The following is a 15,317-nucleotide window of genomic DNA, read 5'->3' on the forward strand; positions in this document are numbered from 1 at the left end:
TGCCGCGCGTGCCGACGTCTTCCGCCCCACCTGTGCCGGCCGGGTCGCCGGTTCCGGCAACGTCGCGGCCACGGGCGCCGATGCTGCTGCTGCTGGTGTCGGGCAGGAGGGTGGGGCGGGGCAGGGTGCCGGCGTGGTCGACGAGCACGCCGTGGCCGGGTGGGGTGGTGGCGTGTTCGAGGGCGGCGGCGAGGTGGAGCTGCAGGCGGGTCAGGCGTCGGGTGGTGGTCTCGATGAGCTCGGCGAGGTGGAGGGTGAGTTCGGTGGTGGAGGCGGTGAGGGTCTCGTGCTCGACGATGCTTTCGAGGGTGGTCAGGGCAGCGTCCAGGTCGGCCTGCGCGTGGTGCGCGGGGTCGATCAGGACGGGTGCGGCCATGCCCCGAGTCTAAGATACGAATGTGCGACCTACAAGCCCTGACCTGCACGACCATATCCACAAGCCCACCCGAACACGCGACACGGCAGCCACCTGGGGACAACCGGCGCGGCGCTCCGAGCGACGGCGGACGCGGGGCTGCTTGAGCGTTGGCCGCCGAGCGTCACGCGCCGAGCGTCACCCGCCGAGCGTCACGCGCCGAGCGTCACCCGCCGAGCGTCGCCGTGAGCGTCCCGCGCCACGGCAGCGCCCGTCGCACCGCCTCCACCGGCACCTCCCCGTACACGTGCGGGAAGCGCTGCGAGGTCTGGTCGCGCGGATCCCCGGGCTCGAGTACGCACGCGATGCCCTCGCCCGCGAGCACGTCGGCGTCGATCTCGAGGGCTACGGCACCCTCACTGGCGAGATCGGCGTAGAACGCGTTCGCGACGCCGTCCACCTGGTCCGCCGACGACGCGTGCACGAACCCGACGTCCGCGAGCCGCGCCCCGCGGGTCGACATCGCGTAGGCGCCGAGCCGTTGCGCGAGTGCCCAGTCGTCCGCGAGGGCGAGGTGCCACACCGTCCCGCGCACGGGCGCAAGGATTCGCGCCGCCCACCGGCCCGCCGCAGCGGCCGCGAGGAACGGCGAGGCGTCCTCTCCCAGCCCGCGGCCCATCGTCGACAGTCGCACGGGGGAGTCCTCGAGCGCCGCCCGCAGCCCGGTGAGCGCCACAGGGACGAAGCGGTGCCGCCCGATCGGGGTGCACAGGTCGCCGGCGGCGAGCGTGACCTCCCGCTCGAGCTCGCCGTCGTACGCCCCGCGAACGCCATGATCGCCGCCAGCGCCGCCGGCGCCAACGCCAGCGCCGCCGTGCTCGCCCCCGCGCTCACCGTCGGCCTCGCCGTATCCGCCGGCGCCTTCGTCCGCGAGCCCCGCCGCCGTCGGCACCACGATGTCGGCGACGGCGAGCGCGACCCGGCCGTACGCCGTCGTGGAGTGGTGGGACAGACCGCGGTGCCGGCCGCGCGCGTCGGCCGCGGAGACCCGCAGGGAGGCGACGGGACGCCCCCCGAGCACGGCCGCCGCGTTGACCGCCTCACCCGCCGCGACCCCGGAGAACCCCCAGCGCGTGCCGGTGCCGAGGTTGCCCGGCCCCTGCGTCACGACGGCGACGTCCGCCCCGAGCACGAGCCGCGCCGCGAGGAGCCCGGTGTGCAGCGTGACCGCCTCGAGGTCGCCGCCGAACGCCTGCCCCACGGTCACGGTCCCGGCGATCCAGCCCGCCTCGCGCAAGCCGGCCGCGGCGCGGGAGAACCAGGCGGGCAGCGCGCCGCCGTCGGTCATCACGTACGCGACGCGCGGCACCGGCAGGCCGAGCGCCGCGGCCTCGGAACGCAGGCCGGCCACGATCGCGGGCAGCGCGGAGTGCAGGTCGGCGACGACGACGGGCATCCCGGCGAGGTCGTCGGCCTCACGCAGCGTCTCGTGGTCGGGCGACTCCTGCTCGTCCACGCCGAGCACGAGCGGCTGCAGCGGGGTGTAGCGCGCCTTGACGAGGTGGCCCGGCCCGGCCGGCGGATCCGCGGGCAGCGCGTCCGGCAGCGCCGCGACCAGCGCGTAGCCGCCCGTGCCGAGCCCTCGCGCGAGCGCCGAGCACGTGAGCGTGACCCGGTCCCCGACGGCGGGCGTCCCCACGAGCGCGGTGTACGCGAGCGCCCGGACCTCGGCCCCAGCGGCGAGCGCCGGCGTTTCGGCGGCGGGCGCAGACGCACCGGCGGCGGGCGCAGACGCCCCGGCTGCCGACGAAGACGGCTCGGAGGACCCCGCGGTGATCCTCGCGCGGACCTCCTGCACGCCCGGCCAGGCCGGCCCCAGGGACTCGACGACGGCGTCGCGCCAGATGATCATCCCCCCACACTAGGCTGGGCCCGATGTCCGAACAGGTGCCCGCGGCCGAGCGGCTGCTCGATCTCGTCATCGCGCTGACGCACACCAACCACCGCATGACGAAGGCGGACATCCGCGCGCGCGTGAACGGGTACGGCGCCGCCAACGACCGCACGTTCGAGCGGATGTTCGAGCGCGACAAGACCGCGCTGCGCGAGGCCGGGATCCCGCTCGTGACCGTCGTCGACGACGCGCACGGTGACGACATCGGCTACCGCATCGACCTCGACGGCTACACCATGCCCGAGCTCGGCCTCACGCCCGAGGAGATCGGCATCCTCAGCGTCGCCGCGCAGGTGTGGCAGGGCGCCGACCTCGACGCGCGCGCCCGCCGCGGTCTCGTCAAGCTCAACGCCGTCGCGCCCGGCGCCTCGGCCGACCTCGCCGGTCACGTGCTCCGCGTCCCGCCCCCCGAGGCGTCCTTCGACGCTCTCCTCGAGGCGGTGCACCGCCGCCGCCTCGTCACCTTCGACTACCGCGCCGCGAGCTCGGGCACCACGTCGCGCCGCCGGGTCGAGCCCTGGCGGCTGCTCGTGCGCGAGGGCGCCTGGTACCTCCAGGCATGGGACACCGCGCGCGACGCCGAGCGACAGTTCCGTCTCTCCCGCGTCGTCGGCGCGGTGACGGTGACGGACGAGCCGGCCAGGCACGACGTCGGCGAGCCGCCGCTCGAGGCAGGCGAGGCGGGCGTCGCGACCCTGCTCGTGCGCCCCGGTCGCGGCGCTTCCCTGCGCGTGCGTGCGCGCTCGGTCGAGGCCGGAACGGGCCACGACGAGGGCTGGGACGTCCTCCAGCTCCCCGTCGGCGACCTCGAGGACCTCGCGGGTCTCGTCGCCGGGCACACCGACGCCGTGCTCGTGCGCGAGCCCGAGCGCCTCCGCGCGGCGGTCGTGGCGCGGTTGCGCGCCGTCGCGATGCTCGACGGCGAGCCCGCCCCCGGCAGCGCGTCTTCCGCGAGTGACGCGTCGGCAGCGTCCGCGCCCGACGGCGAGCCCGCCCCGCGCAGCGCGGCCTCGGTCAGCGCAGCGCCCGGCGCAGGGGGCACCCGTGGCTGAGACGACGATCGAGCGCGTGAACCGGCTGCTCGCGATGGTGAGCTACCTCGCCGAGCGCGACGCCGTCGGGGTCGCCGAGGTCGCCCGGCACTTCGGCGTGACCGAGGCGCAGGTGCTGCGCGACGTCGAGACGCTGTGGATGTCCGGCACGCCCGGCTACCAGGCCGACGACCTCATCGACTTCAACGGCGACGCCTTCGATGCGAACACGATCGTCCTGACGAACGCGCGTGGCATGGACCGGCCCCTGCGCCTGCAGCCGTCCGAGGCGGTGGCCCTCATCGTGGCGCTGCGCGCCCTCGCGAGCCTGCCCGGGGTGGAGCAGACCGTCGTGCGCTCGGCGCTGGAGAAGCTCACCATGGCCGCGGGTGAGGCCGTCGTCGCGGCCGACGCCGTGAGCGTGGCGCCCGGCGACACGACGGTGGCGGAGCACGTGAGCGGGGTGCTCGCCGTCGTGCGCCAGGCCCTGCGCGACGGCGCACGCCTGCACCTCACCTACGCCGGGGCCTCGGACCAGACCACCGAGCGCGACGTCGACCCGCTGGAGATCTCCTCCGACGGCGAGCACTGGTACGTGCGCGCCTGGTGCCTGCGCGCCGACGACGTGCGTCACTTCCGCCTCGACCGGGTCGTCGCGGTGCAGCCGACGGGCGTGCCCGTCGCGCCGGACCGGCCCGGGACGCGCACCGCGGACTCGGTGCGGCCCAGTGCCCGCCCGCACTCGGTGCGGCTCGAGCTCACGCCGCGCAGCCGCTGGGTCGCCGAGCGCTTCGGCGGGGAGGTGGTCGCCGAGGGCGACGGCCGGATCACGGTGATGCTCGCCGTCGCCGATCCCGCGTGGCTGGACCGGCTCGTGCTCGATCTCGGCCCCGACGTGCTCGCCCTCGACCCGCCCGAGCACGCCGCGCGGGTGGCGGCGCGGGCGCGGGCGGCCCTCGCGCTGTACGGCGCACGTCCCGACGGCGGAGGTTCCTGATGCCCTGGTGGCTCGTGTGGGTGATCCTGGTGGTCGCGGCGCTGGGCGTGTTCGCCTGGATCGGCCTGCGGCTGTGGCGATCGGTGAAGGCGCTGGGGCGGGAGGTCGCCAAGGCCGAGGTCGTGCTCGAGCGCCTCGAGGCGCGTGTGCGCGAGCTCGACGAGCTCGCGGGCGAGGTCGAGGCCATCGCTCCTCAGATCGTGCTGAGCCCGCAGCAGCGCACCGCCCTGCACGAGGTGCGGGCCGGGGTGCGCGCCACGCGTCGGGCGCGGCGTCGGTTCCGGTTCGAGCGCGCCGCCGCCCAGTGGGACGACATCTCGGGCGGCCCCCGCGCCGACGCGCGAGCGGCGGCCGCAGCAGCGGCGGCGCACCCGGCCTCGCCGTCGCCGGCCGCGCTGCCGACCACGGTGATGCCGGCCACCGCCCAGCCCGCCCACCCCGCCCACCCCGACGCGCGCAAGGCCTGACCCGCGTGCGCCTGGGCGTGCTGGTCAACCCGGCCGCCGGGGGCGGCCGCGCGGCCGCGGCCGGCCGCGAGGCCCTCGACCTGCTGGCCGCGAGCGGCCACGAGGTCGTCGACCTCACGGCCCCCGACGCGGCCTCGGCGCGCATTCGGGCGGCGGCGTTCGCCGTCGAGCCCGACGCCGACGCGCTCGTGGCGGTGGGCGGCGACGGCGTGCTCAACCTCGCGGCGAACTGCGTGCTGCAGCACGCCCCGCACCTGCCGGTCGGGCTCGTGCCAGCCGGGACCGGTAACGACACCGCCCGCGCGCTGGGCCTGCCGCGCGGCAACCCCGTCGCCGCCGTCACCCACCTCCTGGGCGCCCTCGGGCGCGATCCCGTGGTCGTCGACGTCGGCGAGATCACGCCCCTGGACGCCGACCCCGCCCGCCGGCGCTGGTTCGTCGGCGTCGCGAGCGCGGGCATCGACGCCGCGGTCAACGCGCGCGCGAACGCGACCGCCTGGCCGCGCGGCAGCGCCCGCTACCTCGTCGCCCTCGCGCGCGAGCTGGTCGCCTTCCGAGGGTTCGACGTCGCCGTCGTGGCCGACGGCGTGGCGCTGCCCGAGAGCGGCACCCTCGTCGCGATCGCCAACGGCGCCCGGATCGGCGGCGGCATGCTCATCGCCCCGGACGCGTCGTGGACCGACGGGATGCTCGACGTCGTGACCGCCCGTACGGTGCCGCGCCGCACCCTGCTCACGGTGTTCCCGCGGGTCTACCGCGGCACGCACGTGGACCACCCGGTGGTGCACGTGACCCGGGCGCGAGAGGTGGAGCTGCGCGTCCCGCACTGGCCGGGACGGGCCGCACCGCCGGTCGTGCACGCCGACGGCGAACCTGTCGGGAACCTGCCGCTGCGTGTCCGCGTGGTGCCGCAGGCGCTGCGGCTGCTCGCCTGACGGCGCGCTTAGGGTGGGAGCATGACCTCGCCCGCCGAGCGGTACGCGGCCTTCGTCCAGCGTCGAGCGCTCGAGACCTCCTCCGGCGGCGCCGCGGACCACCTGCGCCGGTTCGCCGACGAGCTGCCGTTCCCGATGGACGAGTTCCAGCGCGACGCGTGCCAGCACCTCGCCGCGGGCGAGGACGTCCTCGTGGCCGCGCCGACGGGCGCCGGCAAGACCGTGGTGGGGGAGTTCGCCGTCTTCCTCGGCCTCGCCGCGGGACGCAAGGCGTTCTACACGACGCCGATCAAGGCGCTCTCGAACCAGAAGTACCTCGAGCTCGTCCGCGCGCACGGCGCCGAGCGCGTCGGGCTCCTCACGGGCGACGTCAGCATCAACGCGGGCGCCGACGTCGTCGTCATGACCACCGAGGTGCTGCGCAACATGATCTACGCGCGCTCCGACGCGCTGGACGGCCTCGGCTTCGTCGTCATGGACGAGGTGCACTACCTGGCCGATGCCGCGCGCGGCGGGGTGTGGGAGGAGGTCATCCTCCTGCTGCCCGACGACGTCCGGCTCGTCTCGCTCTCGGCGACCGTGTCGAACGCCGAGGAGTTCGGCAGCTGGCTCACGGAGGTCCGGGGCGAGACCGCGGTCGTGGTGTCCGAGCGGCGCCCGGTTCCGCTGTGGCAGCACATGATGGTGCGGCACGAGGTGCTGGACCTCTACACGGCGGCGGTCGACGCCTCCGACCCCGGGCCCAACCCGCCCGTCAACCCCGAGCTCGTCGAGGCGGTGCGCCGCGCCGAGCGCGCGTCGGGACCCGAGGACCGGCGCGGTCGCGGGCAGAACGCCCGGCACCGCGGCCGGCCGGGCAAGACCTCGGGCGGCGCCGGCCGCGGCGGGGTGCGTCCGCCGCGTCGCGACGTCGTGCTGCAGCGCCTCGACGCCGCCGGGCTCCTGCCCGCCATCGTCTTCGTGTTCTCCCGAGCCGGCTGCGAGGCGGCCGTGGACCAGGTCCTCGCCTCGGGCCTGCGGCTGACGACCGAGGCGGAGCGGCGCCGGATCGGGGAGGTGCTGCACGAGCTGTCGGTGCGCATCCCCGGCGAGGACCTCGAGGCCGTCGGGTTCTCGGCGTTCGCGGCGGCCGCGAGCCGCGGCGTCGCGGCGCACCACGCCGGGCTGCTGCCGCTCTTCAAGGAGGCCGTCGAGACGCTGTTCGTCGCCGGCCTCGTCAAGGTCGTCTTCGCCACCGAGACCCTTGCGCTCGGGGTGAACATGCCCGCGCGGTCGGTCGTGCTCGAGCGGCTCGTGAAGTGGGACGGGCGCGGGCACGCCGACGTGACGCCGGGGGAGTACACCCAGCTCACGGGCCGCGCCGGGCGCCGCGGGATCGACATCGAGGGGCACGCCATCGTGCTGTACGCCTCGGGCGTGGACCCGCTCGCCGTCGCGGGCCTGGCCTCGCGGCGCACCTACCCGCTGCGGTCGAGCTTCCGGCCCACCTACAACATGGCCGTCAACCTGCTCTCGGGCTCCAGCCGCGAGCGCGTGCGCGGCGTGCTCGAGCAGTCCTTCGCGCAGTTCCAGGCCGACGGCGCGGTGGTGCACCTCGCGCGGCAGCTCCGCAAGCACGAGGAGGGTCTCGCGGGCTACCGCGAGGCGATGGCGTGCGACCGTGGCGACATCACCGAGTACCTCGAGCTGCGCCGTCGAATCTCCGAGCTGGAGGCGGACGGGCAGCGTGAGCGCGCGGGGGAGCGGCGCCGGGCCGCGGCCGACAGCCTCGCCGCGCTGCGGCCGGGTGACGTCGTGGAGATCCCGCGCGGGCGGCGCTCGGGCTGGGCCGTGGTGGTCGAGCCGGGCCTGCCCGGGTTCGACGGGCCGCGGCCGCAGGTGCTCACCGAGGAGCGCCAGGTGCGCACCATCGGGCTGGCCGAGGCACCGCAGGGCGTGCGCGTCGCCGGGCGCGTCCGGATCCCGCGCTCGTTCAACGCCCGCGACCCCCGCCAGCGCCGCGACCTCGCGTCCAGCCTGCGCAACGCGATCGCGGAGGGCGTCGGGGCGCCCGACCCGCGGGGCGACGGCGGCGGGCACGGCGTGAACGAGGACGTCGAGCTGCGTCGCCTGCGCCAGGCGCTGCGCGCGCATCCGTGCCACGGCTGCCCCGAGCGCGAGGACCACGTGCGCTGGGCGCGCCGGGCCGAGGGCCTCGAGCGCGAGCGGGACCGGCTCGCCGAGCGCATCGCCGGGCGCACCACCTCGATCGCACGGGACTTCGACCGGGTCTGCGAGGTGCTGCTGACCCTCGGCTACCTCGCCGAGACCGACGACGGTGGGACCACCGGCACCGTCGTCACCGCCGAGGGCACCTGGCTGCGCCGGCTCTACTCCGAGCGCGACCTCGTGCTCGCGCAGTGCCTGCGCTCGGGGGCGTGGGACGCCCTGTCCGCCGCCGAGCTCGCCGCGGCCGCCACGGCCATCGTCTACACCTCGCGGGGCGACGACGACGGCGACAAGACCGCCGTGGTGCGCGGGGTGTCACCCGCTCTCTCGACGGCGCTGGACGCCGTCGTGCGCACCGGTCACGAGATCGAGGAGCTCGAGCGGCACGTCGGCCTCACGCCGTCGCCCGCCGTGGACCTCGGCCTGGTCCGCAGCCTGTGGTCGTGGGCTCGGGGCGCCTCGCTCGCCGACGTGCTCGCCGCGAGCGACCTCGGCGCCGGCGACCTCGTGCGCTGGTGCCGGCAGCTGCTCGACGTGCTCGACCAGCTCTCCGTCGCCGCGCCCACGCCCGCGTTGCGACGCCGCGCGCGCGAGGCGATGGACCTCGTGCGCCGCGGCGTCGTGGGGCAGGAGCTGTGAGCCGGGCCGCGGCCGCGTCGGCCGAGGGCACGGCGGCACGGCGGGCGACGGCGTCACGACTGACGCCGCGGCACATGACCCAGCAGACGCCGCAGCAACTGATCGCACGACGAGTGACGGGACGAGGATGACGAGCGAGGCTGCAGTCGCCACCACGGGCACGGTGCTGCTGCGCGGGGGCACCGTCTACAGCGCGGCCGACCCCTTCGCCACGGCGATCGTGCTCACGCCCGACGGCGTGGCGTGGCTCGGCGAGGAGAGCGGTGCGGACGTGCAGGCGCTCGGCGCCGACGAGGTCGTCGACCTCGCGGGCGCCTGGGTCGCGCCCGCCTTCGTCGACGCCGGTCAGCCCGGAGGCACGACGGCGGAGCTCGCCTCGGCGGGCGTGCTCGCCGTCGCGCCGCGTGCGTCGGGTGCGGCGTGGATCTCCGACTCCGCCGCGCTGACCGCGTTGATCGCGGACCGTCCCGGCACCGCGGCGTGCCTGGACCCGCGCGACCTCGACCCCGCAGGTGCCCCGCTGGCGGCCGCAGCGGCCGCGGGGGTGCCCCTGGCGTTCGGTACCGCGCCGGGCCGGGAGGCGGCGCCCTGGCGGCTCCTGCAGGCCGCCCTGGCGTGCGGGCTGTCGGCGCGGGCCGCGTTCACGGCGCACACCCGTGGCGCGTGGCGCGCCTCCGGCGGCGGTCCCGACGCGCGGCTCGTGGTCGGCGCCCCCGCGACGCTCGTGGTGTGGGACGCGCCCGACCTCGTGGTGCAGGTCGCCGACGAGGCACGGGCGCGCTTCTCCACCGACTCCCGTGCGGGCCTTGCTCCGCTGCCCGCGCTCGGCCGGCTCGACGATGCGGACTGGGTGCCGCCGCGCCTGGTCCGGGCCTACCGGGACGGTCGGCGGGTCGCCGGAGACGGGGCGGCCGCCGGTGGTCGGCCGGTCGTCGGTAAGGGTGCGCCGCGGGCCGTGACGCCATAGCACGAGGGTGTGACACGCCGTCGGGCACGACACGCCGAGGACCTCAGACGTTCAACGATCCGTTGCCCGTCGCTGACCTGCGGCCACACTCGCGACCTGCACCGTTACCAACTTGACACCTTCCGACGGTGGCGGTTCCCTCGTCCTGGCACCGACGCGGTGGAGGGGGCGCACCTCGAACGAAACCGCACCGGAGCGGTTCGCGGCCTGACCCTGCGGGCACTAGACAACGTCGTGGATGCACGACGGCCCGAAGTCCGCAGGGCCAGGCCGCGGGACCTCCCGGCCCGGCTTATCCTGGCGGGGTGCCCCCCACGTCCGAGCCGTCCCGGCTCCTGACGCTGCTGCTCGCCGTCATCGGTGGCCTCGTCACCGACGCCGCCTTCCCGCAGCGATCCGTGTGGCCGCTCGCGATCCTCGGTGTCGCCCTGCTGGCGCTCGCCCTGCGCCGCGAGAGCGCCCGGTGGGGGTTCGTCGTCGGGACCGTCTGGGGCCTGTCGTTCTTCCTCGTGCACATCTGGTGGGCGAACGAGGCCGTCGGCGTGGTGCCGTGGGTCGCGCTGTCGAGCGCCGAGGCGATGATGGTCGGCGCGTTCGGCGCCGCGTGGGTGTGGATCAGGCGCTGGCCGCCCGTGCGTGACCGGGCCGTGCTCGCGGTGCCGGCCTTCGCGATCGCCTGGGTCGCCATGGAGGCGCTGCGCTCCGCGTGGCCGTTCGGCGGCTTCCCGTGGGGCCGGCTCGCGTTCTCCCAGACCACCGGACCGCTGCTGCGGCTCGCGTCGCTCGGCGGGACGCCGCTGGTCTCCGGCCTCGTCGCGGCCCTCGGACTGACCCTCGCGATCGGCTGGTGGTCGCTGCGGCGGGGCATGCCGGGTCGGGGCGCCGTGGTGCTGGGGGTGCTCGTCGCGGTGCCGCTGGTCTCGCTGGCGGTTCCCCTGGACTCGCGCCCCGAGCAGGGCACCACGACGGTCGGCATCGTCCAGGGCAACGTGTCCGAACCGGGGCTCGGCGCCTTCGACAACGCACGCGAGGTGATCGGCAACCATGTCGCGGGCACGATGGAGCTCGCGCAGGACCACGCCGGCGAGCTCGACGTCGTGCTCTGGCCCGAGAACGCCGCCGACTACGACCCGCGCACCGACGCGCAGGCCGCGGCGGAGATCGACGGCGCCGCGCAGGCCGTGCAGGCGCCGATCCTGCTCGGGACGCAGAGCTACACGTTCGGGGCGGACGGCAAGGCCGACGCCCGGTACAACGACTACCTGCGGTGGGATCCGGGCGTGGGCCCGGTGGCCGTGTACGCCAAGCAGCACCCCGCGCCGTTCGCCGAGTACATCCCGCTGCGCGACGTCGTGCGCCGCTTCTCCAGCGCCGTCGACCTCGTGACGGTCGACATGAAGCCCGGGACCGGAGTCGGCATCCTGCCGGTCGACGTGGACGGACGCTCCGTGCCGTTCGGCATCGCGATCTGCTTCGAGGTCGCCTACGACCAGATCGTCGCCGACTCGGTCGACGCGGGCGCCGAGGTGCTCGTCGTGCCGACCAACAACGCGTCGTTCGGGGAGACGCCGGAGTCGGAGCAGCAGCTCGCGATGTCGGTGTTCCGCGCCGTCGAGCACGGCCGCGCGGTGGTCCAGGTCTCGACCGTCGGCGTCTCGGGGGTCATCACCCCCAACGGCGTCGTGACGCAGCGGACGGAGCTGTTCACGGCCGCGGCCACGACGGCGGAGCTCCCGCTGCGTACGTCCCTCACCCCGGCCACGACGCTCGCACCGGTGCTCACCTGGCTCGCGTACGGCGGCGCGGTGCTCCTCGTGCTGATCGGGGTCGTGACGCACCCGCGGCGCCGGTCACGGACCGCGTCGGGCCGCACGACGTCGGGGCGCACCAGCTCCGGGCGCACGACCTCCGGACGCACGACGGGCGGACGGAACGAGCGGGGCGCACGGGTGCGCGCTCGCGCCGAGGGAGACGTACGGGTGTGACCGAGCGCCGGCTCGCCGTCGGGCGTTCGGCGCCGAGACGGGCGTGACGCGCGTGGCTGACGTGGCGCCCGTCGTGTCCTCGGCCGGGCGGCGCGGCCGGAGCTCGCGAACGGCCCCGGACATGACTGACGCCCGGTGCCCCGTGGGGCACCAGGCGTCAGCGGTGTCAGCGGATCAGGCGCTCTTGCGGAGCTGACCCGATCGGAGCAGCTCGAGCCGCTCGTTGAGGAGCTCCTCGAGCTCGGCGATGCTGCGGCGCTCGAGCAGCATGTCCCAGTGGGTGCGCTGCGGCTTGGTGGCCTTCGGCTCGGGACGCTCGGCGTCGCGAAGAAGGGCCTCGCCGCCGCCGGGGGCCTCCCACACGGGCGGGATGTCGGCCTCGACGGAGAACGGGATCACGAGAACGCGGCCGTCGGGGCAGTCGTAGACGGCCTCCACGCGGGGTGCCAGCTCGACGCCGACCTCGGTCTCCATGCTGTTGGCACCGATCTTCATGCCACGGAGGGTGCGCTCTGCCATGGGGGGTCTCCCTCTTCTCGGTGAGTCTGCGGACTGATCGGTACAACGTGGGACGGCCCGTCCTATGTTCCCGGGCCGGTGTGGAGGTCGCGTGAAGGTCGCCTGAGAGCGTGATGGGATGGGGGCGTGCGTCCGCCCTTCCCGCTCACCCCCGCCACGCCGGCCGTCGCCGTTCCCGTCGCCGGCGGGGACGGCCAGGACCTGCTCGAGCGGACCGCGGCCGCCGTCGCCGGCGGCGCCGACCTCGTGGAGTGGCGCCTGGACGCCTGGGGCGGGGGAGCGGCGCACGCGCTCGCGCCGTCGGCCGTGGCCGAGCTGGTGGCCGCGCTGCGGGCGGAGCTGGGCGGCGTTCGGGTGCTCGCGACCTACCGTTCGCGCCTCGAGGGCGGTCCGGGGGAGGCGGACGACGGCGAGTACACCGACCTGCTGCTCGCGCTCGTCGCGGCCGGGGTGGACGCCGTCGACGTCGAGCTGACCCGGCCCGAGGAGGACGCGGCGGTGGTCGTGGCCGCGGCCCGGGCGGCCGGCGTCGTCGTGGTCGGCTCCAGCCACGACTTCACCGGCACGCCGGACGACCTGCCGTCGCGGTTCCGGGAGCTCGCCCGCCGGGGTGCGGACGTGCTCAAGGTGGCCGTGATGCCCGAGTCGGCGTACGACGTCGTGCGCCTGCTCGACGCCGCCGTCGGCGCGCACGAGGCGACCGGGCGACCCGTGGTGCCCGTCGCGATGGGCGCGCTCGGTGTGCTGACGCGCGTGGCCGGGGGCCTGTGGGGCGCGCCGTTCACGTTCGCGATGGTCGGCGAGGCGTCGGCGCCCGGCCAGCTCGCCGTCGCCGACGTGCGTGCGGTGCAGGACGTGCTGGCGCGTGCCGGGGCTCAGCCGGGGGAGCGCGCGTGAGCGGCGCCGGCGGGCGGCGGCCGGCCGTGGTGCTGTGCGGGCCGATGGGATCGGGCAAGAGCGCGGTCGGCCGGCGGGTCGCCACGGCGCTGGAGCTGGGCGTGCGCGACACGGACGCGGACGTCGAGGAGACGGCGGGACGGTCCATCCCGGAGATCTTCGAGGCCGACGGCGAGGCCGCCTTCCGCGCCCTGGAGCACGAGGCCGTCGCGCGCGCGCTCGTGGAGCACGACGGCGTGGTGTCACTCGGCGGGGGCGCGGTGCTGCACCCCGACACGCAGGCGGTGCTCGAGGCGTACCGCGCGGTCGGCGGCGTCGTGGTGTTCCTCGACGTGTCCGCGCGCACCGCGGCGCTGCGGATCGGCGTCGACGCGAACCGCCCGCTGCTGCACGGGGAGGGTGAGACGCCACGGCAGCGCTGGGAGCGGCTGATGGGGGAGCGCCGCCCGACCTACGAGGCGGTGGCGACACACCGGGTCTCGACGGACCGGCGCACGCCCGCCGCGGTCGCGCGCGAGGTGCTTGCGATCCTCGAGGCGCTCGACGGCGAGGGCTGAGCGCTACCGGCGCTCGCCGTCGTGCGTGGTGCTTCGTGCGGTGCCGGCGCTTCCGACGTAGTCGGAGTCCTCGGCCCCATCGCCAGAAGCGGCGAGACGTGCGCGACGACGCGAGTCCACGAGGTACCCCGCCGGGCCCAGGATCGGGATCGCGACCATGACGACGAACCAGCCGAGCGAGACGATCGAGCGGTCCCTGCTGCGGGCCCACACGACGAACGCGACGAGGAAGAGAACGCCTGCGAGGACGGCGAGGACGCTCCAGATGACGCCCGCGCTGGACTGGTCGGGGAGCATGATCACGAGGCCAGACTAGGTGCGGCCGGCTGGGCGCCGGGACGCGTGCGTGGCTCCGGCAGCTCCACGGCGGGCTCGGTCAGTAGTCCATCGACATCGCCCTGCGGACCTCGGCGAGCGTCGCCTCGGCGACGGCGTTGGCCCGGGCGTTCCCCTCGTGGAGGATCTCGACGAGCTGCGCGCGGTCGGCCACGAGCTCGCGTCGTCGCTCGCGGTGCGCCCGCAGCCCCTCGTTCACCGCCTCGATGACGAGCGCCTTGAGCGCTCCACCGCCGCTGCCCACCGCCGCAGCGAGCGCCTCGGGGGTCTCGCCGGTGAACCCGGCGGCGATCGTGAGCAGGTTGGCGACCTCCGGGCGCCGCTCGGGCTCGTAGGTGATGGTCGACTCGGAGTCGGTGCGCGCCTTGCGCAGGAGGGCCGCCGTCTCGTACTCGGTAGCCGCGAGCCGGATCACGTTGCCACGGGTCTTGGACATCTTCCGGCCGTCCGTGCCGAGGATGAGCTGCTGGTCGTTCAGGAGGGCGGAGGGCTCCGGGAAGAGCGCCGCGCCGTCCGCGTAGCGAGCGTTGAAGCGGCGCGCGATGACGCGGGTCTGCTCGAGGTGGGGGAGCTGGTCGCGCCCGACGGGCACGACGTCCGCCTGGCAGAACAGGATGTCGGCAGCCTGGTGGACGGGGTAGGTGAGCAGCAGGCCGGAGAGGGGACGGCGGCTCGCGGCGAGCTCGTCCTTGACCGTCGGGTTGCGCAGCAGCTCGGCCTGCGTGACCAGGCTGAGAAACGGCAGCATCAGCTGGTTGAGGGCGGGCACCGCGGAATGGGTGAAGATCGTGGAGCGTCGCGGGTCGACGCCCGCCGCGAGGTAGTCCGCGAGCAGCGAGAACGTGTGGTCCTGGAGCCGGCCGACCGAGTCGCGGTCGGTGATCACCTGGTAGTCGGCGATGAGGACGAACGAGTCGACGCCGGCGTCCTGCAGCGCGACGCGGCTGCGCAGGCTGCTGAGGTAGTGCCCGATGTGCAGGTCACCCGTGGGGCGGTCGCCGGTGAGCATTCGGTGGCGGGTCGGGTCCTGGGCGATCGACGCGGCGAGCTCGCGGCTGCGGGCGGCGGCTGCGTCGGTGCTTGAGGGGGCGTCTGTGCTCGAGGGGGAGTCTGTGCTCGCGAGAGCGTCGACGCCCGACGGCGTGGGGGAGGGGGAGAGGGCCGGCTGGGTGGTCATGGGGTGCTCCTGGGGTTCAGCCCTCAGGTGCGCGAGGCCATCCAGACATGGCTCGAGCCGCCCGAGGGCGGCTCGATGGGACGTGACTGTCGGCGGCCGCCTACGAGGTCGGCCACCACCACTGCGCGAGGCGAGGGGTCGTCACGGTGGACAGCGTAGTCCCGGGGCTGGCGGCCCGTCGGACCATGTCTGCGGGCTGGCGGGGGGAGCGGGCTACCAGGGGGTCCCATGAAGGTCGACGGTGCCGCTCGGCCACCTCGAGATGGGTCGGCTGATCGGGCAGATGAGGATGG

The 15,317-nt window shown here is 75.5% G+C and carries 14 protein-coding genes and 1 pseudogene; 9 read left to right on the forward strand and 6 right to left on the reverse strand.

The window, feature by feature from the left end:
- The 3 genes and pseudogenes from FH969_RS13085 to FH969_RS13090 all read right to left on the reverse strand — a co-directional run.
- The coding region (locus FH969_RS13085; RefSeq protein ID WP_139987524.1) for a hypothetical protein at window positions 1-376 on the reverse strand (376 nt) is incomplete at its 3' end.
- A 205-nt stretch (window positions 377-581) separates the two neighbouring features.
- The gene (locus tag FH969_RS15860; protein WP_281285382.1) at window positions 582-950 is read right to left on the reverse strand and encodes a DUF952 domain-containing protein; all 369 of its coding nucleotides are present in this window, start codon (window positions 948-950) and stop codon (window positions 582-584) included.
- A gap of 39 nt (window positions 951-989) precedes the next feature.
- Window positions 990-2,267 (reverse strand): annotated as a pseudogene (locus FH969_RS13090) (DUF3866 family protein); the annotation flags it as partial.
- A gap of 23 nt (window positions 2,268-2,290) precedes the next feature.
- On the opposite strand from FH969_RS13090, the gene FH969_RS13095 reads away from it, so the two are divergent.
- The 7 genes from FH969_RS13095 (at window position 2,291) to lnt (ending at window position 11,538) form a co-directional block, all read left to right on the forward strand.
- Window positions 2,291-3,361 (forward strand): helix-turn-helix transcriptional regulator, encoded by a 1,071-nt coding sequence (locus tag FH969_RS13095; protein ID WP_139987526.1) that lies wholly within the window; start codon window positions 2,291-2,293, stop codon window positions 3,359-3,361.
- Window positions 3,354-4,337, forward strand: a complete 984-nt coding sequence (locus FH969_RS13100; protein ID WP_139987527.1) for a helix-turn-helix transcriptional regulator — start codon at window positions 3,354-3,356, stop codon at window positions 4,335-4,337. Before FH969_RS13095 ends, FH969_RS13100 begins: the two co-directional genes overlap by 8 nt.
- On the forward strand, window positions 4,337-4,804 hold the full coding sequence (locus tag FH969_RS13105) for a hypothetical protein (protein WP_139987529.1): 468 nt from the start codon (window positions 4,337-4,339) through the stop codon (window positions 4,802-4,804). The genes FH969_RS13100 and FH969_RS13105 overlap by 1 nt, the downstream gene beginning before the upstream one ends.
- 5 nt (window positions 4,805-4,809) lie before the next feature.
- Entirely contained in the window at window positions 4,810-5,739 is a 930-nt protein-coding gene (locus FH969_RS13110; protein WP_139987531.1) for a diacylglycerol/lipid kinase family protein, read from the forward strand.
- A 21-nt stretch (window positions 5,740-5,760) separates the two neighbouring features.
- A complete protein-coding gene (locus FH969_RS13115; protein WP_139987533.1) occupies window positions 5,761-8,586 on the forward strand; it encodes a DEAD/DEAH box helicase in 2,826 nt (941 codons plus the stop codon).
- 127 nt (window positions 8,587-8,713) lie between these two features.
- Window positions 8,714-9,553: a hypothetical protein gene (locus tag FH969_RS13120; protein WP_139987535.1), complete on the forward strand. Its 840-nt coding sequence runs from the start codon at window positions 8,714-8,716 to the stop codon at window positions 9,551-9,553.
- Window positions 9,554-9,858: 305 nt separating this feature from the next.
- Entirely contained in the window at window positions 9,859-11,538 is a 1,680-nt protein-coding gene (gene lnt, locus FH969_RS13125; RefSeq protein ID WP_246071941.1) for an apolipoprotein N-acyltransferase, read from the forward strand.
- 174 nt (window positions 11,539-11,712) lie between these two features.
- Here lnt and FH969_RS13130 read toward each other — a convergent pair whose 3' ends face one another.
- Window positions 11,713-12,057: an RNA polymerase-binding protein RbpA gene (locus FH969_RS13130; protein ID WP_108717435.1), complete on the reverse strand. Its 345-nt coding sequence runs from the start codon at window positions 12,055-12,057 to the stop codon at window positions 11,713-11,715.
- A gap of 126 nt (window positions 12,058-12,183) precedes the next feature.
- Here FH969_RS13130 and aroD point away from each other — a divergent pair, with 126 nt between their 5' ends.
- Window positions 12,184-12,954, forward strand: coding sequence for a type I 3-dehydroquinate dehydratase (aroD, locus tag FH969_RS13135; RefSeq protein WP_139987537.1), 771 nt, complete (start codon window positions 12,184-12,186; stop codon window positions 12,952-12,954).
- Window positions 12,951-13,511: a shikimate kinase gene (locus FH969_RS13140; protein WP_246071943.1), complete on the forward strand. Its 561-nt coding sequence runs from the start codon at window positions 12,951-12,953 to the stop codon at window positions 13,509-13,511. The genes aroD and FH969_RS13140 overlap by 4 nt, the downstream gene beginning before the upstream one ends.
- Window positions 13,512-13,514: 3 nt before the next feature.
- Here the strand turns inward: FH969_RS13140 and FH969_RS13145 are convergent, their stop codons facing one another.
- Window positions 13,515-13,814, reverse strand: a complete 300-nt coding sequence (locus tag FH969_RS13145) for a PLD nuclease N-terminal domain-containing protein (RefSeq protein WP_139987539.1) — start codon at window positions 13,812-13,814, stop codon at window positions 13,515-13,517.
- Window positions 13,815-13,887: 73 nt separating this feature from the next.
- On the reverse strand, window positions 13,888-15,024 hold the full coding sequence (gene trpS, locus FH969_RS13150; RefSeq protein WP_108717432.1) for a tryptophan--tRNA ligase: 1,137 nt from the start codon (window positions 15,022-15,024) through the stop codon (window positions 13,888-13,890).
- Window positions 15,025-15,317: the final 293 nt, after the last annotated feature.

It is taken from the genome of Miniimonas arenae (genome assembly GCF_006351005.1).
Lineage (GTDB): Bacteria > Actinomycetota > Actinomycetes > Actinomycetales > Beutenbergiaceae > Miniimonas > Miniimonas arenae.